This is a genomic window from Streptomyces sp. URMC 129 (assembly GCF_051386415.1).
Lineage (GTDB): Bacteria > Actinomycetota > Actinomycetes > Streptomycetales > Streptomycetaceae > Streptomyces.
Genome location: NZ_JBPQTQ010000034.1, coordinates 24,522 through 44,945 on the forward strand (window position 1 = coordinate 24,522; position 20,424 = coordinate 44,945).

Here is a 20,424-nt window from a genome sequence, read left to right on the forward strand (position 1 = left end):
GCTGATGCCCCCGCTCAGTCCTCGATGATCTCGCCCGTGGCGGTGTTGACCGCCGGGGCGGGCCGGTCGTCGCGGGCGAGGGCCGCGGCGACCGTCTCCGCCGTTCTGCGGCCCACTCCCGGGACCTCGCAGATCTCCTCGATGGTCGCGGCGCGGAGCCGCTTGACCGAGCCGAAGTGCCTGAGCAGAGCCTTCTTGCGGGTCTCCCCGAGGCCGGGCACGGCGTCGAGGGGACCCTTCCTTATCGATTGTGACCGTTTGCCCCGCTGATAGCGGATCGCGAAGCGGTGGGCCTCGTCACGCGCCCGCTGGAGCAGGTACAGACCCTCGCTGGTGCGGGGCAGGATCACCGGGTCGTCCTCGCCCGGCAGCCAGACCTCCTCCAGGCGCTTGGCCAGGCCGCAGACGGCGACATCGTCGATGCCCAGCTCGTCCATGGCCCGGCGGGCGGCGGCGACCTGCGGCTGCCCGCCGTCCACGACGACGAGCTGCGGCGGGTAGGCGAAGCGCTTGGGGCGGCCGTCCTCGTCCCGGGGCGAGGCGGGGGCCTCGTCCTCGTCGTGCTCCTCGACGGCCCACTCGCCGGTCTTCTCGCGCTCGCGCAGATAGCGGCGGAACCGCCGGGAGATCACCTCGTGCATGGCCCGGACGTCGTCCTGCCCGGCGAAGCTCCTGATCTGGAACCTGCGGTACTCGCTCTTGCGGGCCAGGCCGTCCTCGAAGACGACCATGGAGGCCACCACGTCGTCACCCTGGAGGTGGGAGATGTCGAAGCACTCGATGCGCAGCGGCGCCGAGTCCAGACCGAGGGCCTCCGCGATCTCCTCCAGGGCGCGGGAGCGGGTGGTGAGGTCGGAGGCGCGCTTGGTCTTGTGCAGGGCCAGCGCCTGCTGGGCGTTGCGCTCCACGGTCGCCATGAGGTCCTTCTTGTCGCCGCGCTGCGGGACGCGCAGGCTGACCCGGGAGCCGCGGCGCTCGCCGAGCCACTCCGCGACGGGCTCGGCCGGCTCCGGCAGGGCCGGGACCAGGACCTCCCTGGGGACGCTGTCGCCGCGCTCCTCGCCGTAGAGCTGCTGGAGGGCGCTCTCGACCAGGCCGGGGGTGGTGACCTGCTCCACCTTGTCGGTGACCCAGCCGCGCTGGCCGCGCACCCGGCCGCCGCGGACGTGGAAGATCTGCACGGCCGCCTCCAGCTCGTCCTCGGCGAGGGCGATCACGTCGGCGTCGGTGGCGTCGGCGAGGACGACCGCGTTCTTCTCCAGGGCGCGCTTCAGCGCCTCGATGTCGTCCCGGAGGCGGGCGGCCCGCTCGTACTCCAGCTCCTCGGCGGCCTGGTGCATCTGCTCCTCCAGGCGGCGCAGATAGGCGCCGGTGCGGCCGGCCATGAAGTCGCAGAACTCCTCGGCCAGCTCGCGGTGCTCCTCGGCGGTGACGCGGCCGGTGCAGGGGGCGGAGCACTTGTCGATGTAGCCCAGGAGGCAGGGGCGGCCGACGGCGGTGGCGCGCTTGAAGACACCGGCGGAGCAGGTGCGGACGGGGAAGACGCGCAGCAGGAGGTCGACGGTCTCCCGGATGGCCCAGGCGTGGGCGTACGGCCCGAAGTAGCGCACGCCCTTGCGCTTGGGGCCGCGCATGACCTGGGCGCGGGGGAACTCCTCGTTCATGGTGACGGCGAGCGACGGATAGCTCTTGTCGTCGCGGTACTTGACGTTGAACCGGGGGTCGAACTCCTTGATCCAGGAGTATTCGAGCTGGAGGGCCTCCACCTCCGTGGAGACCACGGTCCACTCCACGGAGGCGGCCGTGGTGACCATGGTGGCCGTCCGGGGATGCAGGCCGGAGATGTCCTGAAAATAGGACGAAAGGCGCTGCCGCAGGCTCTTCGCCTTCCCGACGTAGATCACCCGGCCGTGGTCGTCGCGGAAGCGGTAGACCCCGGGCGAGTCGGGGATCTCGCCCGGCCTCGGGCGGTAGCTGGAGGGGTCGGCCATGGTCGCAACCCTACTGCGGGGGACTGACAGTCCGTAACCGCGCCGGGGCAGCAGCCGCGTTCGCCGACCGCCCCCGGACTCCGGGGCCGCGTCCGTCCCGGATGGCGGCTTCCGGCGAACGGTCCCAGGATGGAGGTGAGGGCGGGGCGATCCGGACGAAGGGAATCGTCATGCTTGAGGTGAAGACGCTGGACAAGCCGGACGAGCGGCGGGACTTTCCGCGCGGCCACCTGGAGGCGGTCCATCTCACCGGGCTGGACTTCGCCGTGGCCACGTTCGAGCCCGGCTGGCGCTGGTCCGAGTCCCTGGCCCCGATCGCGGGGACGCCGAGCTGCGAGATCCACCACAACGGCTATGTCGTGAAGGGACGGCTGCGCGTCCGCATGAACGACGGCGCGGAGGGCGAGGTCGGCCCCGGCGACGTCTTCGTGTGCCCGCCCGGCCACGACGCCTGGGTGGTGGGCGACGAACCGGTCGTGGTGTACGACTTCGCGGGCGGCATGGCGCAGGAGTACGCGAAGGCGGACGGGGACTAGGCACCGCGGGCGCGCCGGGCCGGAGGGATCCGGCGCGGCGCGCGCCGGTGTCACCAGCCGCGTTCGCGCCACTCGGGGAGGTGGGGGCGTTCGGCGCCCAGGGTGGTGTCGGCGCCGTGGCCGGGGTAGACCCAGGTCTCGTCGGGGAGCTGCCCGAAGAGCTTGGTCTCGACGTCGTGCAGGAGCCGGGTGAACGCGGCGCTGTCGCCCCGGGTGTTGCCGACGCCGCCCGGGAAGAGGCAGTCGCCGGTGAAGACGTGGGGGTGGCCGTCGGGGTCGTCGTAGACGAGCGCGATGGAGCCGGGGGTGTGGCCGACGAGGTGGCGGGCGGTGAGGCGGCAGGCGCCGACGGCGATCTCGTCGCCATCCTCGACCAGGACGTCGGTGGGGACGGGGATGGCCTCGGCGTCGTACCGGCCGGCGTAGGTGCGGGCCCCGGTGGCACGCACCACCTCGTCGAGCGCCTGCCAGTGGTCGGCGTGGCGGTGGGTGGTGACCACGCCGGAGATGCCGTCGCCGCCGATGAGGGACAGCAGGGTGGCGGGCTCGGCGGCGGCGTCGATGAGCAGCTGGTCGCCGGTGTCGCGGCAGCGCAGCAGATAGGCGTTGTTCTCCATGGGGCCGACCGCGGCCTTGGAGATGATCAGCTTGGCCAGCTCGTGCACGCCCGCCGGCCCGCCGACGGTGACGTTTCCGGTGTAGGACATGGCGGTCAGTGTGTCAGAGCGGGGGCAGCTCGGGCAGGGAACCGCCGACGCCGCCGATGGTCAGGCCGGTGCCGGGGGTGCGTCCGCTGAGCCAGCCGACGAGGGCGGCCGGGCTGCCCGCGATGACGTGTCCGTGCGCGCCGCTGCCGCCGGTGGGCCAGGTGCGGCCGTCGTCGGTGCGCAGCTCCAGGGGCGGCAGGGCGGGGTGGCCGGTGAAGCGGTCGGTGAGGTAGGCCAGGGCGCGGTCGGTGAAGGCGCCGGGCAGGTCCGCGATGGTGTGGCCGGCGTCCAGGTCGATGTGGTGCAGCTCGACCTCGACCCAGCGGCGCAGCGGGAGGGCGGCGGCCGAGTCGGTGACGCCGTTGCGCAGGGTGACCGTGGCCTGCCACTCCTCCTCGGTGAGGCGCTCGGCGGCGGCGAAGAAGCGGGCGGCGCTCTCCGTCAGGTCGGCGAGGTGGGCGAGGACGTGGCCGCGGGTCCAGCCGGGGAGGCGGGAGGGCTGGGCGAGCGCGGTGTCGTCCAGTCCGGCGGCGGTGGCGAGGAGGCGGTCGGTGGCGTCCTGGAGGCCGTGGAGGTCCGCTGCGGGTCCGTTCATGATCACACGCTAACGCTCTCCCCCACTCCATCGAGTGAAAGAGGGGGAAAATCCCCGAGATTCGAACTCACGTGCTATAGGCTCCGGATTGTCAGATGCCGCCCCTACTCTTGGACGGGGTTGCTCGCATCGGGCGGGTTCCCCATCGCAGTCATCAGGAAAGGTGCCATCCGGCGTGGCCGACCGACTCATCGTTCGTGGCGCTCGCGAGCACAATCTGCAGAACGTCTCGCTCGACCTGCCCCGCGACGCGCTCATCGTCTTCACCGGGCTGTCGGGGTCGGGCAAGTCCTCGCTCGCCTTCGACACGATCTTCGCGGAGGGCCAGCGCCGCTACGTGGAGTCCCTGTCCGCGTACGCGCGGCAGTTCCTCGGCCAGATGGACAAGCCCGACGTGGACTTCATCGAGGGCCTCTCCCCCGCGGTCTCCATCGACCAGAAGTCCACCTCGCGGAACCCGCGCTCGACGGTCGGCACGATCACCGAGGTCTACGACTATCTGCGGCTGCTGTTCGCCCGCATCGGCAAGCCGCACTGCCCGGAGTGCGGCCGGCCCATCGCCCGGCAGTCGCCGCAGGCCATCGTGGACAAGGTGCTCGGGCTCCAGGAGGGCAGCCGCTTCCAGGTGCTCTCGCCGCTGGTGCGGGAGCGGAAGGGCGAGTTCGCGGACCTCTTCGCGGACCTCCAGACCAAGGGGTACAGCCGGGCCCGGGTGGACGGCGTCACCGTGCAGCTCACCGACCCGCCGAAGCTGAAGAAGCAGGAGAAGCACACCATCGAGGTGGTCGTGGACCGCCTGACGGTGAAGGAGAGCGCCAAGCGGCGGCTGACGGACTCGGTGGAGACCGCGCTCGGGCTCTCCGGCGGCATGGTCGTGCTGGACTTCGTGGACCTGCCCGAGGACGACCCGCAGCGCGAGCGGATGTTCTCCGAGCATCTGTACTGCCCCTACGACGACCTGTCCTTCGAGGAGCTGGAGCCCCGGTCCTTCTCGTTCAACTCGCCGTTCGGCGCCTGCCCGGAGTGCACCGGCATCGGCACCCGGATGGAGGTCGATCCGGAGCTGATCATCCCGGACCCGGAGAAGACGCTGGACGAGGGCGCCATCCACCCCTGGTCGCACGGGCACACCAAGGGGTATTTCAACCTGCTGATCGGCGCCCTGGGCAACGCGCTGAACTTCCGGACGGACATCCCCTGGGCGGGGCTGCCGCAGCGCGCCCACAAGGCCCTGCTGTACGGGCACAAGACCAAGATCGAGGTCCGCTACGAGAACCGGCACGGTCAGGAGCGGGCGTACACCACGGCCTTCGAGGGCGTGGTGCCGTTCATCCGGCGGCGGCACGCCGAGGCCGAGACGGACTCCAGCCGGGAGCGCTTCGAGGGCTACATGCGGGAGGCGCCCTGCCCGGCCTGCCGGGGCACGCGGCTGAAGCCGCTGGTCCTGGCGGTGACGGTGCAGGGGAGGTCGATCGCCGAGGTCGCCGGGATGTCGATCAGCGAGTGCGCCGACTTCCTGGGCGGCATGACGCTGACCGCCCGCGAGAAGACCATCGCGGAGCGGGTGCTCAAGGAGGTCAACGAGCGGCTGCGGTTCCTCGTGGACGTCGGGCTGGACTACCTGTCGCTGGACCGCGCGGCGGGCACCCTGTCGGGCGGCGAGGCGCAGCGCATCCGGCTCGCCACGCAGATCGGCTCCGGCCTGGTCGGCGTGCTGTACGTGCTGGACGAGCCGTCGATCGGGCTGCACCAGCGGGACAACCACCGGCTGATCGAGACCCTGGTCCGCCTCCGCGACCTGGGGAACACGCTGATCGTGGTCGAGCACGACGAGGACACCATCAGGACGTCGGACTGGGTGGTGGACATCGGGCCGGGCGCGGGCGAGCACGGCGGCAAGGTGGTGCACAGCGGCCCGCTGTCGGAGCTGCTGACGAACACGGAGTCGCTGACCGGGCAGTATCTGTCCGGCGCGCGGGCCATCCCGACGCCGCCGAAGCGGCGGGAGACGGATCCCGGGCGGCAGCTCACCGTGCACGGCGCCCGCGAGCACAATCTGCGGAACATCGACGTCAGCTTCCCGATCGGCGTGCTGACCGCCGTCACGGGCGTCTCGGGCTCGGGCAAGTCCACCCTGGTCAACGACATCCTCTACACCCACCTGGCCCGCGAGCTGAACGGCGCGAAGTCCGTCCCCGGCCGGCACACCCGGGTCACGGGCGACGACCAGGTGGACAAGGTGGTGCACGTCGACCAGTCCCCCATCGGCCGCACCCCCCGGTCGAACCCGGCGACGTACACGGGCGTCTTCGACCACATCCGCAAGCTGTTCGCGGAGACCACGGAGGCCAAGGTCCGCGGGTACATGCCGGGCCGCTTCTCGTTCAACGTGAAGGGCGGCCGATGTGAGAACTGCTCGGGTGACGGCACCATCAAGATCGAGATGAACTTCCTGCCCGACGTCTATGTGCCGTGCGAGGTGTGCCACGGCGCCCGGTACAACCGGGAGACGCTGGAGGTGCACTACAAGGGGAAGTCCATCGCGGAGGTGCTGGACCTGCCGATCGAGGAGGCGCTGGACTTCTTCGAGGCGGTGCCCGCGATCGCCCGGCACCTGCGGACGCTGAAGGACGTCGGCCTGGGGTACGTCCGGCTGGGGCAGCCCGCGCCGACGCTCTCCGGCGGCGAGGCGCAGCGCGTGAAGCTGGCCTCCGAGCTGCAGAAGCGGTCCACGGGCAGCACGGTGTATGTGCTGGACGAGCCGACGACGGGTCTGCACTTCGAGGACATCCGCAAGCTGATCTCGGTGCTGTCCGACCTGGTCGACAAGGGCAACACGGTGATCGTCATCGAGCACAACCTGGACGTCATCAAGACGGCGGACTGGGTCGTGGACATGGGACCCGAGGGCGGCTCGGGCGGTGGCCTGGTCGTCGCGGAGGGCACCCCGGAGCAGGTCGCCTCGGTGCCCGCCAGCCACACCGGGAAGTTCCTGCGGGACATGCTGGGCGACGCCGTCACCGACGCGCCGCCCCTGGCCGCGCGCAGGCCGGCGCGGAAGAAGGCCGCCGCCGCGAAGGGGTAGGCCGAGGCGGCGAGTTGTTCGCCTGAAGTTCGGGAGGGCCCTCTGGTGTGGACCGGCTCCCCCTTGGGACGCTGAGCCGCCGGCCGCGCTCGATGCGCGGCCGGACCAGCGCCCGAGGGAGCCGCCCATGCCGGGAGCCGCCGTCCGCCGCGGAGTTCGCGCCCGCGTCCTCGCCCTGGTGGCTGTCGCCGGGGCGCTGACGGCGGCGGGGCTCGCGCCGCCGGGGGCGGCCGGGAGCGGTCTCCTCGCCGCGCCCGCCGGGATCGCCGAGCGCGACGGCATGGAGCTGTCGCGCACCGAGCAGCCGCTCGCGCCGGGCGCCGGGCTGACGACGTTCGAGCGTCTGGAGTCCGACAAGTGGCTGAGCGCCCAGGCGCTCAGCATCGACCTGACGAGCGATCTGCGCGTGGACTACCTCGCCGCGGACGAGGTCGCCGGCGCGGCGACCGTCAGCGAGCTGGTCGCGGCCCACGACCCGGGGGCCGGCCGCACCACGGTGGCCGCGATCAACGGCGACTTCTTCGACATCAATGGCTCCAAGGCCCCGCTGGGCAGCGGCATCGCGGGCGGCGAGCTGGTGCACTCCGGCACCGGCGGCGCCGTGGAGGCGGTCGGCGTCGGCCCCGACAGCGCCGGCCGCATCCTGGAGCTGTACTTCGACGGCACCCTCACCCTGCCCTCGGGCGAGACCGGCCTCGACGGCTACAACGCGGCGGGCGTGCCCGCCGACGGCATCGGCCTCTACACCGCCCAGTGGGGCGGGGCCGACCGGTCCTGGCCGGTGGCCGGGGCCACCGACGTCACCGAGGTCGTGGTCGAGGACGGCGAGGTCACGGCCGTGTCCGACAAGCCGGGCAGCGGCCCGGTCCCGGACGGCAGCACCGTGCTGCTGGGCCGCGAGGCCGGCGCCACGGCCCTGGCCGGGCTGGAGGCGGGCGACCGGGTGGCGGTGGAGTACGCGCCGAGGACCGGCGACGGCGGCCCGCTGCCCGGCACGGCGGTCGGCGGGCGGGGCGTGCTGGTGGCGGACGGCGAGCCGCAGGACTGGGAGGGCCGCCCCAACAACGCGACCGCGCCGCGCACCGCCGTCGGCTTCTCCCGCGACGGCGAGGAGATGTTCGTCCTGACCGTGGACGGCCGCCAGGCGCACTCCGACGGCGCCACCCTCACCGAGCTGGCGGTGATGATGGCCGACCTCGGTGCCTGGAGCGCGCTCAACCTGGACGGCGGCGGCTCCACCACCCTGCTGGCCCGCACGCCGGGCGACAGCGCCCCGCGCCTGGTGAACAGCCCCTCGGACGGGCAGGAGCGCGAGGTGCCCAACGGGCTGGCCATCACCGCCCCCGAGGGCAGCGGCGTCCCCGCCGGCTTCCGCGTCACCACCACCGCCGACCCGGCCACCGCGCCCACGGCCGACGCCGTGCCGGGCGGCCACCCCGACCGCGTGTTCCCCGGCCTCACCCGGCGGCTGACGGCCACCCCCTACGACGAGACCTACGGACCGGCCGAGGCCACCGGGCCCGTCCGCTGGCGCAGCGACCGGCCCGACGTGGGCCGGGTGAGCGGCGACGGCGTGTTCCGCGCGGCCGGCCCCGGCACCGCCGAGGTCACCGCCGCCCGGGGCGGGGCGGACGGCTCGACGGAGCTGACCGTGCTGGGGCCGCTGGACCGCCTGGCGCCCACCACCCGCCGGGTCGGGCTCGCGGACCCGGCCGCCGAGGCGTCCTTCGGCCTGCTCGGCCACGACGCGGCCGGGCACTCGGCGCCCGTCGAACCGGCCGACGCCACCCTGGAGTACGACACCTCCCTGTTCACCGTCGCCCCGGACCCGGCGCGCGGCGGCTTCCGCGTCACCGCCGCCTCGGACCGGCCGACCGGGTCCGGGCGGATCACCGTGACCGTCGGCGGGATCTCCACCGTGCTGGCCGTCACGATCGGGCTGGAGGAGACCGTCGTGGCGGACTTCGAGGACGCCGGGGCGTGGACGTTCAGCCAGGCGCGGGCCGCCGGTTCGCTCGCGCCCGAGCCCGCGGGGCACGACGGCGGCGCGCTGGCCATGACCTACGACTTCGGGCTGAGCACCGCGACACGCGCCGCATATGCCACCCCGCCCGCCGACATCCCGGTCGCCGGGCAGACCCGGAGCTTCACGCTGTGGATCGACGGCGACGGCCACGGCGCCTGGCCGTCCCTGCACCTGGTCGACGCGCACGGCACCAGCCAGACACTGCGGGCGCCGCACATCACCTGGGAGGGGTGGCGCCAGGTGACGTTCGAGGTGCCGGAGGGGGTGACCTTCCCGGTGTCGGTGCGCCGCTTCTACCTCGCGGAGACCCGCCCGGACCAGCTCTACGCGGGCCGGATCGCCATCGACGACCTGCGGGCGCACACCCCGCCCGAGGTGGCGCTGCCGCAGGAGCCGGTGCCGGCCGACCCGCTGATCGCGCCCGGCGCCGAGGTGGCCGACCGGGACTGGCGGTTCGCCGTGGTCTCGGACGCGCGGTTCGTCGCCGCGGACCCCGGCAGCGCCCTCGTCGCGTCCGCCCGCCGGACGCTGCGGGAGGTCAGGGCCGCCGACCCCGACTTCGTGGTGATCAACGGGGACTGGGTGGACGAGGGCTCGCCGGGGAACCTGGCGTTCGCGCGGCGGATGATCGAGGAGGAGCTGGGCGACGACCTGCCCTGGTACTACGTGCCGGGCGACCACGAGGTGACGGGCGGGTCGACCGGCGCGTTCGAGGAGGAGATCGGCCCGCCGCACCGCACGTTCGACCACCGGGGCACCCGGTTCATCACCCTGGACACCTCGTCCCGCACGCTGCGCGGCGGCGGGTACGAGCAGATCCAGGAGCTGCGGGCGCTGCTCGACGACGCCGCCCGGGACCCGGCCATCGGCTCGGTGGTGGTGCTGAGCCATGTGCCGCCGAGGGACACCATGGCCCAGCCGGTCAGCCAGATGACCGACCGGCGGGAGGCGGCCCTGTTGGAGACGTGGCTGTCCGGCTTCCGGCGGGAGACCGGCAAGGGCGCGGCGTTCTTCGGGGCCCACGTCGGGGTCTTCGACGCCTACCACCTGGAGGGCGTGCCGTACGTCATCGGCGGGAACGCCGCGAAGGTCCCGGCCGCCCCGCCGGACGAGGGCGGGTTCACCGGCTGGATCCTCGTCGGCGTGGACGAGCCGCGCGCGGACGGGCGCCCGGCCGACGGCGCGGACCGGCTGTCGGTGCAGACCCGGCCGCACGTGGACGGGCTGACGCTGACCGCGCCCGCGACGCTGGCCGTGGGCGCCACGGCGGCGGTCGGCGCCACGGTCACGCAGGACACGGCGGGCGGCGGCACCCGCGCGGTGCCCGTGGCGTTCCCGGTCAGCGCGGACTGGTCCGGGTCGGCCGGGCTCCATGTGGGGGACCCGGACGGCGCGGGCCGGCGGCACGTCGCCGCCCTCGACCCGGCGACCGGCGAGCTGACCGCGCTGCGGCCCGGCACGGTCACCGTGCAGGTCACGGTCAGCGGACAGCGGCAGCGGGCCGGGGTGACGGTCACCCGCTGAGCCGCCGACCCCCGGGGCACCGGTCCCCCGGGCCTCCGGACCCGCTACAGGTGCGGCGTGATCGCGGGCAGCAGATCCTGGAACGTCCGGCCGGTCGCCGGGGTGCCGATGGCGGTCATCTGCCATCCGGCGCCCTGGCGCCGCACCTTCGCCATGATCATCGCCGTGTAGTCGCCGCCGCCCGCCAGGGTGTACCGGGCCAGCTCCTCCCCCGTCTCCTCGTCGAGCAGCCGGCAGAACGCCCGCTCCACCTCGGTGAAGCTCTGCCCGGAGAACGAGTTCACCGTGAAGACGATCTGGTCGATCCGCTGCGGCAGCCGCGACAGCATGACCACGATCGACTCGTCGTCCTCCTGCCCGGCGCCTCCCGTCAGGTTGTCCCCGGTGTGGATGACGGACCCGGCGTCGTCGCTGAGCTTCCCGAAGTAGACGACGTCCTCCGCCTTCTCCCCCGCGAACAGCACGGCCGAGGCGTCCAGGTCGATGTCCCCGCCGCCCATCAGCTTCCTCAGCAGCCCGCCCCGCTTCTGGGCCGCCTGCCAGCCCAGGCCCATCCGGACCGTGGCCAGGCCGCCACCGCCGGTCTTCTCCAGGCTGATCGCCTGTCCCTTGCTCAGGTTCACACTCATCGCAGGCCGACCTCTCGCATCTGCCGCAGCTCCTTCTTCAGATCGGACACCTCGTCGCGCAGCCGTGCCGCGATCTCGAACTGCAGCTCCGCCGCCGCTGCCCGCATCCGCTCGGTCAACTGCTCGATCGTCTCGGCCAGCTCGGCGGCCGGGCGGTCGGTCAGCTCCTTCGGCGCGCGCCGGGTGCCCGCGGTCGGCACCGGCGCCTTGCCCTTCTGCACCTCGCCCGGCTGCCGGTACCCGCTGCCGAGCAGCTCCCGGGTGTCGACCTCCTCGCGGGCGATGGTGGCGACGATGTCGTTGATCTTCTTGCGCAGCGGCTGCGGGTCGATGCCGTGCGCCTCGTTGTACGCGATCTGCTTGGCCCGGCGGCGGTTCGTCTCGTCGATGGCCTTCTCCATCGCCGGCGTCACCCGGTCGGCGTACATGTGGACCTGTCCCGACACGTTCCGCGCGGCGCGGCCGATCGTCTGGATCAGGGACCTGCCCGAGCGGAGGAAGCCCTCCTTGTCGGCGTCGAGGATGGCCACCAGCGACACCTCCGGCAGGTCCAGGCCCTCCCGCAGCAGGTTGATCCCGACGAGCACGTCGAACTCGCCGGAGCGCAGCCCCCGCAGCAGCTCCACGCGGCGCAGCGTGTCCACGTCGCTGTGCAGATACCGGACGCGGATGCCCAGCTCCACGAAGTAGTCCGTGAGGTCCTCGGCCATCTTCTTGGTGAGCGTGGTGACGAGGACCCGCTCGTCCTTCTCGACGCGCAGGCGGATCTCGTGCACGAGGTCGTCGATCTGCCCCTCGGTGGGCTTGACCACGACCTCCGGGTCGATCAGGCCGGTGGGGCGGATGATCTGCTCCACCACGCCGTCGCCCCGGGACAGCTCGTAGGGGCCGGGGGTCGCCGACAGGTACACCGTCTGGCCGATCCGCTCCAGGAACTCCTCCCACTTCAGCGGCCGGTTGTCCATGGCGGACGGCAGCCGGAAGCCGTGGTCGACCAGGGTGCGCTTGCGGGAGGCGTCGCCCTCGAACATGGCGCCGATCTGGGGGACCGTGACGTGCGACTCGTCGATGACGAGGAGGAAGTCGTCCGGGAAGTAGTCCAGCAGGGTGTGGGGCGGGCTGCCGGTCGCGCGGCCGTCGACGTGGAGCGAATAGTTCTCGATGCCGGAGCAGGTGCCGATCTGCCGCATCATCTCGATGTCGTACGTCGTGCGCATCCGCAGCCGCTGGGCCTCCAGGAGCTTGCCCTGCTGCTCCAGGGTCGCCAGCCGGGCGGCCAGCTCGGCCTCGATGCCCGCGACGGCGCGCTCCATCCGCTCGGGGCCGGCGACGTAGTGCGAGGCGGGGAACACGTACAGGTGGTCGTCCTCGGAGATCACCTCGCCCGTGAGGGGGTGCAGCGTGGACAGCGCCTCGATCTCGTCGCCGAACATCTCGATGCGGACGGCCAGCTCCTCGTACACCGGGAAGATCTCGATGGTGTCGCCGCGCACCCGGAAGGTGCCGCGGGTGAACGCCATGTCGTTCCTCGTGTACTGGATGTCGACGAAGCGGCGCAGCAGGGCGTCCCGGTCGATCTCCTCGCCGACCCTCAGCGGCACCATCCGGTCCACGTACTCCTGCGGGGTGCCCAGGCCGTAGATGCAGGAGACGGAGGCGACGACGACGACGTCGCGGCGCGTCAGCAGCGAGTTCGTCGCGCTGTGCCGCAGGCGCTCGACCTCCTCGTTGATCGAGGAGTCCTTCTCGATGTAGGTGTCCGTCTGCGGGACGTACGCCTCCGGCTGGTAGTAGTCGTAGTAGGAGACGAAATACTCCACCGCGTTGTTCGGCAGGAGCTCGCGGAACTCGTTCGCCAACTGGGCGGCCAGCGTCTTGTTGGGCGCCATCACCAGCGTCGGGCGCTGGAGGCGCTCGATCATCCACGCGGTCGTCGCGGACTTGCCGGTGCCGGTCGCGCCCAGCAGCACGACGTCCTTCTCCCCCGCCCTGATCCGCTTCTCCAGCTCGGCGATGGCCGCCGGCTGGTCGCCGCTGGGCCGGTACGGGCTGACGACCTCGAAGGGTGCCGTGGTGCGTTCGATCTCTGAAACGGGCCGCATGGTCTCCACCGTACGACCCGCCACTGACAACGGGGTCGCACCGGCCGGTGGTCTCGCGCTGTTCAGCTCACGGTAACCGCCGCCGTCCCCGCTCGTTTCCGCCGGGCGGGGAGTCTTCCCGCGTCCGACCCGCACGGAAGCGAGGAGTCCCCCCCATGCCGCACACGACCGCCGCCGACTGGGCCCGGTGGCTGCTGGGCCTGGCCGTCGTCTGGGCCGTGCCGACCCTGGGCCCGGCCGCCGACGGGGAGAGCGTCGCCGCCGCGCCGGCCGCCGGGGCCGCCGCGCCCGCCGTCCCCCTGTCCGACCCGTCGGTCGTCGCCCACCGCGGCGCCTCCGGGGACGCGCCGGAGAACACGCTGGTCGCCGCCGACGTGGCGGCCGAACAGGGCGCCGCGTGGGTCGAGACGGACGTGCAGCGGACTGCGGACGGGGAGCTGGTCCTGCTGCACGACACGACGCTGGAGCGGACCACGGACGTGGAGGAGGTGTTCCCGGACCGGGCGCCGTGGAACGTCGCGGACTTCACGTACGAGGAGATCGCGCGGCTGGACGCGGGGAGCTGGTTCGGCGCGGAGTTCGCGGGCGAGCCGGTGCCGACGCTGGCGGAGTTCGTGGGCCGGCTGGAGGCGAACGGGCAGCGGCTGCTGCTGGAGATGAAGGAGCCGGAGCTGTATCCGGGCATCGAGGCGGAGATCCTCGACGTGCTGGCGGCCGAGGGCTGGCTGGCGGAGGACCGGCCGGGTGACCGGCTGGTGGTGCAGAGCTTCGACGCGGCCTCGGTGCGGACCGTGCACGAGCTGGCGCCGGACGTGGCGACGGGCTTCATCGGCGCCCCCGACCCGGCGGACATCGCCGAGTACGCGGCGTTCGCGGACCAGATCAACCCGCGCGTGAGCGAGCTGTCGGCCGACTACGTGGCGGAGCTCCAGTCGTACGACGGGCCGCACGGCGAGCCGGTCCTGGTGCAGACCTGGACGGTGAACGACGGGCCGACGGCGGAGGAGGTGGCCGCGCTCGGGGTGGACGGCATCATCACGAACTACCCCGACGTGATCCTGGAGGCCCTCGGGGCCCGGTAGCCCCCTGTCCGGGCCCGGCCCCGCGGCCGGGGCCGCCGATTGACCGCCGATTGACCGCCGATTGACCGCCGATTGACCGCCGATTGTCAGTGGCTCCCCGTACGCTCCTGGCCATGAGCAGTGACACACGGTGTGCGTGGGTGGTGCGGGGGACGCCGATCGGCCCGCTGTTCCTCGCCGCCACCGGCGCCGGGCTGGTGCACGTGGCGTTCCACGCGGACGAGCGCACGGTCCGCCGGTGCCTGGACCGGCTGGCGGCGGTCCTGGGCGTGCGCCCGGTCCCCGCCGGGGGGCCGGAGCGCGATCCGCTGCCGGCGCGGGCGGGGGCGGAGCTGGCGGCGTATTTCGGGGGTGGGCTGCGCGATTTCCGGCTGCCGCTGGACTGGTCGCTGGTCTCCGGCTTCACCGCGCGGGTGCTGCGGGAGCTGGCGGCCTCGGTGCCGTTCGGCAGCGTCGTGGGGTACCGGGAGCTGGCCGAGCGGGTCGGGGACCCGGGCGCGGCGCGGGCGGTCGGGGCGGCGATGGGGGCGAATCCGCTGCCGGTGGTCGTGCCGTGCCACCGGGTGGTCGCGGCTGACGGGGGCATAGGCGGCTTCGGCGGCGGCCTGGAGACCAAGCGGGCGCTGCTGGCGCTGGAGGGGGTCCTGCCGCGGCCGTTGTTCTGAGGTTCCCGGCCTGTGCGCGGGGGCATCTCTCCGGGGGACAGGAGGGGGACGATGGCCCAGCCCGAGGACCGGACCGCGGTCGCGTACTGCTCGCCGGCCGCGCTGCGGGCGCGGGGATGGACGCCGTTCCTGATGCGCGCCTTTCTGGGCGGGCCGGATGTGACGGCGCCCGAGGCGCTGTATCTGGCCTCGCGGGTCGGGGAGGCCGAGCGGCGGCCCGATTTCGTCGCCGCCCGTGAGCTGCGGCGGCGCCGGGCCGAGGCGCTGCGGGCGGCGACCGCGCGGCGGCGGGCGGAGGCGCTGGAGGCGATCCGGACCGCGCCCGTGGAGCTGCCGCGGCTCTCCCCGGCCGAGCTGACGGAGCGCGCCGTCCGGCACCGGAATCTGCGGGACGCGGAGCGGGCCGCGCTCTCGTGGGGGCACCGGCCGAGCCCGGCCACGGCCGGGTCGGCGTCCCCCGCGGAGCTGGCCCGCTGGAAGGTGGAGTTCTTGCGGGACACGGTGGCCCCGCTGGTGCTGCTGCTGGAAGCGCTGCCGCCCGGCGCGAGCCGGGCGGAGGGCCGTCGGCTGCTCACCGGGCGGATCTATGGCGCCATCGCGGCGGCCTATCCGGCACTCGCGAGGGAGTGCCGCAGGCAGCGGGCCGCCGCGCTCACCGGCTGAGGTGCCGGTCGGCTCACACGTCGGCGTCCTGGTCGCGCAGGAACTTCATGGGGTCGATGGCCGAGCCGTAGTCGGGCGTGGTCCGGACCTCGAAGTGCAGGTGGGGGCCACTGCTGTTACCGGTGTTGCCGGAGAGGCCGATCTGCTCGTCGGTGGAGACGGTCTGGCCGACCTTGACCTCGACCTTGGACAGGTGCGCGTACTGCGTGTAGGTGCCGTCGGAGTGCTTGACCACGATGGCGTTGCCGTACGCCGCGCCGTCGCCGGCACCGTTGCCGCCGGCCTTGACGACCGTGCCGCTGTGGACCGAGTGCACCGGGGTGCCGGACGGGACGGCGAAGTCCTGGCCACTGTGGGTCGAGGCCCAGCGGTCACCGCTGTTGCCGTACGTGGCGGACAGGGTGTAGTCGTCGGAGATCGGGGCGACCCACGCGCTCTCCTTGGCCTCCGCCTTGGCCTCGGCCTCGGCGGCGGCCTTCTTCTCGGCGGCGTCCGCGGCCTTCTCCTGCGCCTGCGCCTGGGCCTCGGTGGCCTCGGCGAGGGTGCTGGCGGTCTGCGCGGCGGCGATCACGTCGGCGTGGGCGCCCTCAGCCGCCACCGCCGCACCCGTCAGGGCCACCGAGGCGCACACACCGGCCGTCACGACGGCGGCGGCGCGGGCGCGGATACGGGCGGTCTTGGGGGCGCGGTTCGTGGTGGTGGTGTTCGGCATCAGGTGACTACCTCTGTGTCTCGGGAATTCCGACCTGTCTGGCCGGACGAGTTCATTGATAACCGCCCGATTCGCCCCCACCAAACACCGCTATTACTAAGCGGCCCCGTAGCGAAAACGAGGGAAAAAGGTCCCGCCACAGCGCGCCGGCGACCCGGTATTCGGGCCGATCCGGCACCGCAACCGCGCGCCACCTCCCACCTGCACCGCTGCCACCTGCGGATTCCCCCAGAGGCCCGGAAGTCGGCCGTCTCCCCCGCCGGAATTCCCGGCGGGCCGGGACCAAAGTCCCGGCCCTTGGTCACATTCATCTCCTATTGCGCGTCGTAGGCGCTCTGACCCCTGTGGCGAGCACCACTTCCGGGGCCGTTTTTCAGCGCGGAAAAACCTCGAAGGCGACGCCCCGGCGCCCGCCGAACCGGGCCGCGACGGCGTCGGCCACGGTGGTGTGCAGCTCCCGTGCGTAGTCGGCCGGGTCCTGATCGGTGAGCGCGGCGATGTAGGCGCGGTGCTCGGCCAGCGAGGCGTCCGCGCGGGCCATGGCGGACTCGCCGACGGCCTGGGCGTGGGTCGCCTCCGGCGAGCCCGCGACCGCGACCCACCGCACGCCGTCCCAGGGCTCCAGGGCGCCGCCGTTCTCGCGGAGCTGTTCGGGGAAGATCCAGCGGTTGCCCGCGTCCCCGGCCGCGTCGAGGACGGCGCGCCCGACGATCCGGTGGTCCGGGGTGTTCCAGGCCCGGCCGCCGCCCCAGGACCAGGTGTCGCGGTGGTTGAGCGTGATCAGCAGCTCGGGCCGGTGCGCCCGGATGGCGGCGGCCAGGTCGCGGCGGAGCGCGGCGCCCTCCTCGATGACGCCGTCCCGGTGGTCGAGGAACTCCACGGAGCGCACGCCGACGACGGCCGCGCTGGCGATCTGCTCGGCCTCCCTGATCCGGGCGCTCTCCTCCGGCGCGAGGGTGTCGATCCCGGCCTCGCCCCGGGTGACGAGCAGATACGCGACCTCCCGCCCCCCGTCCGTCCACTCCGCGACCGCCGCGGCGGCGCCGTACTCCAGATCGTCGGGATGCGCGACGATCGCCAGCGCACGCCGCCAGTCCAGCGGCATCTCCTCCAGGGCCTCCACCGACTCCGTCACCGACTTCGTTACCACCGACTCCGTCACCACCGGCCTCCTCACAGGCGAACACACGTCCGTTCGGCACGGACCATGATCACCCTAGGCGCGGGCGCCCCCGGAGCGGCCGAGCCGGGCCGCCGGGTCAGCCGACGGCCGACAGATGGCGGCGGCAGCGGGCGGCGCGGCGGGTGATCGCGTCCCAGGTGGCGCGGGCGGTGCCGGTGGCGGGGCGGGTGGCCAGCGCCTGCTCGCACAGGGCCAGGGCCGTGGCGTGGTCACGGCGCCGCTCGTGGTGCATCGACAGGCGGTTGAAGATCACCGGGTCGCGCGCGCCGTGGTCCAGCGCCCAGTGCCAGAGCCGGACGGCCTCCGCCACGCGGTCCTGCCGCTCCCACACCTGCCCGGCGTACCGGGCGCCGCGCCCCAGCGCGGCGCGCTCCCCGGCGGCGGCCAGCAGCGGCAGGTGACCGGCCAGCTCGTCGGCGTGCGGGGTGGCCGCGCCGTAGTGGGAGACGAGGGCGCCGCCCGCGCTGCCGGTGTCGCACAGGCCGAGCGCGTCGCACGACCAGCAGCCGGCGCAGGCGGGCAGGGCGGCGATGGCGGCGGCCGAGTCCGGGTAGAGGCCGAGCAGGTGGGCGGGGGTACGGGCGCCCCGGTCGAGCGTGGCGAGGTGCGTCACGATCTGGCCGACGTCCTCGCGGTGCGCCGTGCCCGGGTCGGCGAGCTGGAGCCGCAGCCCGGTGCGGAGCGCCTCGCGGGCCAGCGCCGGGCTGGGCGGGCCGAAGACGGACGTCTCGCCGCACAGCATGCCGCCGAACCATCCCCACAGCCGCCCCGCCTCCGGGCAGCCCTCGGCGCGCAGGGTCTCCAGCGCGGCGAGCCACCCGCCCGCGCCGCCCCACCACTCCGCGATGACCAGGTGCGCGTCCCGGTGCCCGGCGGTGATGCCGTCGGTGTCCGCGTCGCACCGCACCCGCTTGCGGCGCTCCTGCCGCAGCACCTCCTCGGCCGGGGCGCTGAGGCGGCTCAGGTCCGTGTGCCCGTTCTCGGCGGCGCGCCGCAGCAGCTCGCCGAGGAGCACGGCGGTGACCTCGGCGTCGGAGTCGGCCCGGTGGGCGCGGTGCGGGATGCCGAGGGCGGCGACGCAGGTGGTCAGCCGGTGGTTGTCCAGCTCGGGCAGGAAGCGCCGGGCCAGCCGCAGCGTGTCCAGCGCGGTCGCCGGGAGGCGGTCGCTCCCGGCCAGCTCCAGCTCCATCGCGAGGAAACGGAGGTCGAAGCCGACGTTGTGCGCGACCAGCACGGCGCCGTCGAGCCTGCGGAGGATCTCCGGCACGAGGCTGGCGAAGCGCGGGGCGGCGGCGGCCTCGGCGTTGGTGATGCCGTGGATGTGGACCGGGCCGGTGTCGCGGCCGGGGTCGACCAGGCTGCTCCAGCGCTCGGTGATGACGCCGCGCTCGACGGTCACCAGGGCGAGGGAGACCATGCGGTCGCCGCGCTCGGGGCTGAAGCCGGTGGTCTCGCAGTCGAGCACGACGAAGCGGTCGGCCCGCAGGCCGGCGGGTATGTCCTGGGGCATCGGCTCAGCGCCAGCCGTGCCGGGCCTGGAGGCTGTGCACCACGCGCTGGAACCGGGCGCGGTCCAGCGCGCACGCCTCGCGCCGCATGCCGCCCGGGTGCACGCGCAGGACGCGCTCCAGGTCCACCCACGAGTCGCGCCCGGAGCGGTCCCAGGGGCCGGAGCCGAGCGGCAGCCACTCCGCGTCGCCGCTCCGGTCCCGGCTGGAGAGCTGGACGGCGAGCACGGTCCCGAGCGCCTCCTCGCGCGCCACCACGAGCACGGGCCGGTCCTTGCCCCGCCCGTCGTTCTCCTCGTAGGGCACCCAGGTCCAGACGATCTCGCCGGGGTCCGGATCGCCGTCGGGATCCGGCGCGTACCGCGTGCGGACCGGTCCCACCCCGCGCGGCCGGACCTCTGCGGTGGCGGCGGGGCCGGCCCGGCCGGGGATCTCGGCTGTCTCGATGCGCTCCATGACGACCACGCTATCGCCGGGCACTGACAGCGCTTCGGGGGAGTGTCCGTGGCGGTGCGCGCGAGTTCTCCGGAGTGCCGGTGAACGGGGCGGCCGTACCGGCACGTTACGGGCGCATAGGGTCGGCCGGTCGGCCGGTCAGTCGATCGGTCGGCCGGTCAGCAGGAGCCGCCGGTGTCTCCGCGACGCCGCCCGGCCCGTGACGCGGCGTCAGCTCACCCTCACGTCCCCGCCCCCGGGCGCCGGGTCCGGCGGCCGGGCCAGTTCCGCCGTGGTGGTGAGCAGGCGCACGCAGTAGGCCGTCAGTTCGGCCCGGTCGGCGGGCAGGGCGCCCTCCAGCCACCGGGTGAACAGGCTGGTCAGGGCGCCGATGATCGCGGTGGCCGTCATCCGGGTGTGCGGGGCGCCGGGGTCGACGCCCAGGTGGGCGCCGACCAGGTCCGCGAAGACGGGCATCAGCTCGCTGCCCCGGCGGCCCAGCACCGGGTCGGTCAGGGGCTCCAGCAGCAGCACCCGGCCCTTGCGCGGGTCGTCCGCGAGGACGGCGAGGAACCCCTCGACGGCGGCCCGCGCGTCCGGGGCCGCCGCCCGCAGCGCGGCCAGCGCCTCCCCGGCGACCTCGTCGTACAGCGCGAGCAGCAGAGCGTCGCGGGAGGCGAACGACTCGTAGAAGTACCGGTCGGTGAGTCGCGCCGTGCGGCACGTCGACCGCACGGTCACCGCCGCGCAGCCCTCGGTCCCGGCCAGGCGCAGCGCCGTGTCGAGCAGGGTGCGGCGGCGGGCGGCGCGGCGGGCGTCCAGCGTGGTACCCGCCCACGTGGACCGCGCGGCCGGCGGCTGCTGCGTCATGGGGCGGCACACTCCCGGGCGTTGACGGCGACTGCCACCGGATCCTAACCTGAGGACGCCCGTCATCAGTTCGGCGTGACCCGACCCGCCCACCCCGGTCCGGCGCGAAGG

At 73.7% G+C, this 20,424-nt stretch carries 16 protein-coding genes; 6 read left to right on the top strand and 10 right to left on the bottom strand.

Annotated elements, in window-relative coordinates:
* Nucleotides 1-14 precede the first annotated feature (14 nt).
* A complete protein-coding gene (gene uvrC / locus ACSNOC_RS09965; protein WP_436746949.1) occupies nt 15-1,991 on the bottom strand; it encodes an excinuclease ABC subunit UvrC in 1,977 nt (658 codons plus the stop codon).
* A gap of 170 nt (nt 1,992-2,161) precedes the next feature.
* Here uvrC and ACSNOC_RS09970 point away from each other — a divergent pair, with 170 nt between their 5' ends.
* The gene (locus ACSNOC_RS09970) at nt 2,162-2,527 is read left to right on the top strand and encodes a cupin domain-containing protein (RefSeq protein ID WP_436746950.1); all 366 of its coding nucleotides are present in this window, start codon (nt 2,162-2,164) and stop codon (nt 2,525-2,527) included.
* A gap of 50 nt (nt 2,528-2,577) precedes the next feature.
* On the opposite strand, the gene ACSNOC_RS09975 is transcribed toward ACSNOC_RS09970, so the two are convergent.
* Nucleotides 2,578-3,234 carry an MBL fold metallo-hydrolase gene (locus tag ACSNOC_RS09975; protein ID WP_436746951.1) on the bottom strand — a complete coding sequence of 219 codons (657 nt, stop codon included), beginning with the start codon at nt 3,232-3,234 and terminating at the stop codon, nt 2,578-2,580.
* A gap of 13 nt (nt 3,235-3,247) precedes the next feature.
* Nucleotides 3,248-3,829, bottom strand: coding sequence for a maleylpyruvate isomerase family mycothiol-dependent enzyme (locus tag ACSNOC_RS09980; RefSeq protein ID WP_436746952.1), 582 nt, complete (start codon nt 3,827-3,829; stop codon nt 3,248-3,250).
* 175 nt (nt 3,830-4,004) lie between these two features.
* Here ACSNOC_RS09980 and uvrA point away from each other — a divergent pair, with 175 nt between their 5' ends.
* On the top strand, nt 4,005-6,914 hold the full coding sequence (gene uvrA / locus ACSNOC_RS09985; protein WP_436746953.1) for an excinuclease ABC subunit UvrA: 2,910 nt from the start codon (nt 4,005-4,007) through the stop codon (nt 6,912-6,914).
* A gap of 127 nt (nt 6,915-7,041) precedes the next feature.
* Nucleotides 7,042-10,464, top strand: a complete 3,423-nt coding sequence (locus tag ACSNOC_RS09990) for a phosphodiester glycosidase family protein (RefSeq protein ID WP_436746954.1) — start codon at nt 7,042-7,044, stop codon at nt 10,462-10,464.
* A 44-nt stretch (nt 10,465-10,508) separates the two neighbouring features.
* On the opposite strand, the gene ACSNOC_RS09995 is transcribed toward ACSNOC_RS09990, so the two are convergent.
* The gene (locus ACSNOC_RS09995) at nt 10,509-11,093 is read right to left on the bottom strand and encodes a TerD family protein (RefSeq protein WP_436746955.1); all 585 of its coding nucleotides are present in this window, start codon (nt 11,091-11,093) and stop codon (nt 10,509-10,511) included.
* Entirely contained in the window at nt 11,090-13,195 is a 2,106-nt protein-coding gene (uvrB, locus tag ACSNOC_RS10000; RefSeq protein ID WP_436746956.1) for an excinuclease ABC subunit UvrB, read from the bottom strand. Before uvrB ends, ACSNOC_RS09995 begins: the two co-directional genes overlap by 4 nt.
* A 155-nt stretch (nt 13,196-13,350) precedes the next feature.
* Here uvrB and ACSNOC_RS10005 point away from each other — a divergent pair, with 155 nt between their 5' ends.
* From ACSNOC_RS10005 to ACSNOC_RS10015, 3 genes are all read left to right on the top strand, one after another.
* The gene (locus ACSNOC_RS10005) at nt 13,351-14,277 is read left to right on the top strand and encodes a glycerophosphodiester phosphodiesterase (protein ID WP_436746957.1); all 927 of its coding nucleotides are present in this window, start codon (nt 13,351-13,353) and stop codon (nt 14,275-14,277) included.
* A 113-nt stretch (nt 14,278-14,390) separates the two neighbouring features.
* Nucleotides 14,391-14,942 (top strand): methylated-DNA--[protein]-cysteine S-methyltransferase, encoded by a 552-nt coding sequence (locus ACSNOC_RS10010; RefSeq protein ID WP_436746958.1) that lies wholly within the window; start codon nt 14,391-14,393, stop codon nt 14,940-14,942.
* A gap of 51 nt (nt 14,943-14,993) precedes the next feature.
* The gene (locus ACSNOC_RS10015; protein WP_436746959.1) at nt 14,994-15,605 is read left to right on the top strand and encodes a hypothetical protein; all 612 of its coding nucleotides are present in this window, start codon (nt 14,994-14,996) and stop codon (nt 15,603-15,605) included.
* 13 nt (nt 15,606-15,618) lie between these two features.
* Here ACSNOC_RS10015 and ACSNOC_RS10020 read toward each other — a convergent pair whose 3' ends face one another.
* The 5 genes from ACSNOC_RS10020 to ACSNOC_RS10040 all read right to left on the bottom strand — a co-directional run bounded on the left by ACSNOC_RS10020 (nt 15,619) and on the right by ACSNOC_RS10040 (nt 20,313).
* Nucleotides 15,619-16,317 (bottom strand): M23 family metallopeptidase, encoded by a 699-nt coding sequence (locus ACSNOC_RS10020; protein WP_436746960.1) that lies wholly within the window; start codon nt 16,315-16,317, stop codon nt 15,619-15,621.
* Nucleotides 16,318-16,690: 373 nt separating this feature from the next.
* Nucleotides 16,691-17,422: a PIG-L deacetylase family protein gene (locus ACSNOC_RS10025; RefSeq protein ID WP_436746964.1), complete on the bottom strand. Its 732-nt coding sequence runs from the start codon at nt 17,420-17,422 to the stop codon at nt 16,691-16,693.
* 154 nt (nt 17,423-17,576) lie between these two features.
* Nucleotides 17,577-19,010, bottom strand: coding sequence for an exonuclease domain-containing protein (locus ACSNOC_RS10030; protein ID WP_436746961.1), 1,434 nt, complete (start codon nt 19,008-19,010; stop codon nt 17,577-17,579).
* A 4-nt stretch (nt 19,011-19,014) separates the two neighbouring features.
* Nucleotides 19,015-19,464 (bottom strand): type II toxin-antitoxin system PemK/MazF family toxin, encoded by a 450-nt coding sequence (locus ACSNOC_RS10035; protein WP_436746962.1) that lies wholly within the window; start codon nt 19,462-19,464, stop codon nt 19,015-19,017.
* A 210-nt stretch (nt 19,465-19,674) separates the two neighbouring features.
* Nucleotides 19,675-20,313 (bottom strand): TetR/AcrR family transcriptional regulator, encoded by a 639-nt coding sequence (locus ACSNOC_RS10040; RefSeq protein ID WP_436746963.1) that lies wholly within the window; start codon nt 20,311-20,313, stop codon nt 19,675-19,677.
* Nucleotides 20,314-20,424: the final 111 nt, after the last annotated feature.

What these genes read in the sequence shown, in the direction of transcription:
- uvrC (WP_436746949.1), bottom strand. Translation starts at nt 1,991, where the DNA reads ATGGCCGACCCCTCCAGCTACCGCCCGAGGCCGGGCGAGATCCCCGAC.
- ACSNOC_RS09970 (WP_436746950.1), top strand. Translation starts at nt 2,162, where the DNA reads ATGCTTGAGGTGAAGACGCTGGACAAGCCGGACGAGCGGCGGGACTTT.
- ACSNOC_RS09975 (WP_436746951.1), bottom strand. Translation starts at nt 3,234, where the DNA reads ATGTCCTACACCGGAAACGTCACCGTCGGCGGGCCGGCGGGCGTGCAC.
- ACSNOC_RS09980 (WP_436746952.1), bottom strand. Translation starts at nt 3,829, where the DNA reads ATGAACGGACCCGCAGCGGACCTCCACGGCCTCCAGGACGCCACCGAC.
- ACSNOC_RS09990 (WP_436746954.1), top strand. Translation starts at nt 7,042, where the DNA reads ATGCCGGGAGCCGCCGTCCGCCGCGGAGTTCGCGCCCGCGTCCTCGCC.
- ACSNOC_RS09995 (WP_436746955.1), bottom strand. Translation starts at nt 11,093, where the DNA reads ATGAGTGTGAACCTGAGCAAGGGACAGGCGATCAGCCTGGAGAAGACC.
- uvrB (WP_436746956.1), bottom strand. Translation starts at nt 13,195, where the DNA reads ATGCGGCCCGTTTCAGAGATCGAACGCACCACGGCACCCTTCGAGGTC.
- ACSNOC_RS10005 (WP_436746957.1), top strand. Translation starts at nt 13,351, where the DNA reads ATGCCGCACACGACCGCCGCCGACTGGGCCCGGTGGCTGCTGGGCCTG.
- ACSNOC_RS10010 (WP_436746958.1), top strand. Translation starts at nt 14,391, where the DNA reads ATGAGCAGTGACACACGGTGTGCGTGGGTGGTGCGGGGGACGCCGATC.
- ACSNOC_RS10015 (WP_436746959.1), top strand. Translation starts at nt 14,994, where the DNA reads ATGGCCCAGCCCGAGGACCGGACCGCGGTCGCGTACTGCTCGCCGGCC.
- ACSNOC_RS10020 (WP_436746960.1), bottom strand. Translation starts at nt 16,317, where the DNA reads ATGCCGAACACCACCACCACGAACCGCGCCCCCAAGACCGCCCGTATC.
- ACSNOC_RS10025 (WP_436746964.1), bottom strand. Translation starts at nt 17,422, where the DNA reads ATGCCGCTGGACTGGCGGCGTGCGCTGGCGATCGTCGCGCATCCCGAC.
- ACSNOC_RS10030 (WP_436746961.1), bottom strand. Translation starts at nt 19,010, where the DNA reads ATGCCCCAGGACATACCCGCCGGCCTGCGGGCCGACCGCTTCGTCGTG.
- ACSNOC_RS10035 (WP_436746962.1), bottom strand. Translation starts at nt 19,464, where the DNA reads ATGGAGCGCATCGAGACAGCCGAGATCCCCGGCCGGGCCGGCCCCGCC.
- ACSNOC_RS10040 (WP_436746963.1), bottom strand. Translation starts at nt 20,313, where the DNA reads ATGACGCAGCAGCCGCCGGCCGCGCGGTCCACGTGGGCGGGTACCACG.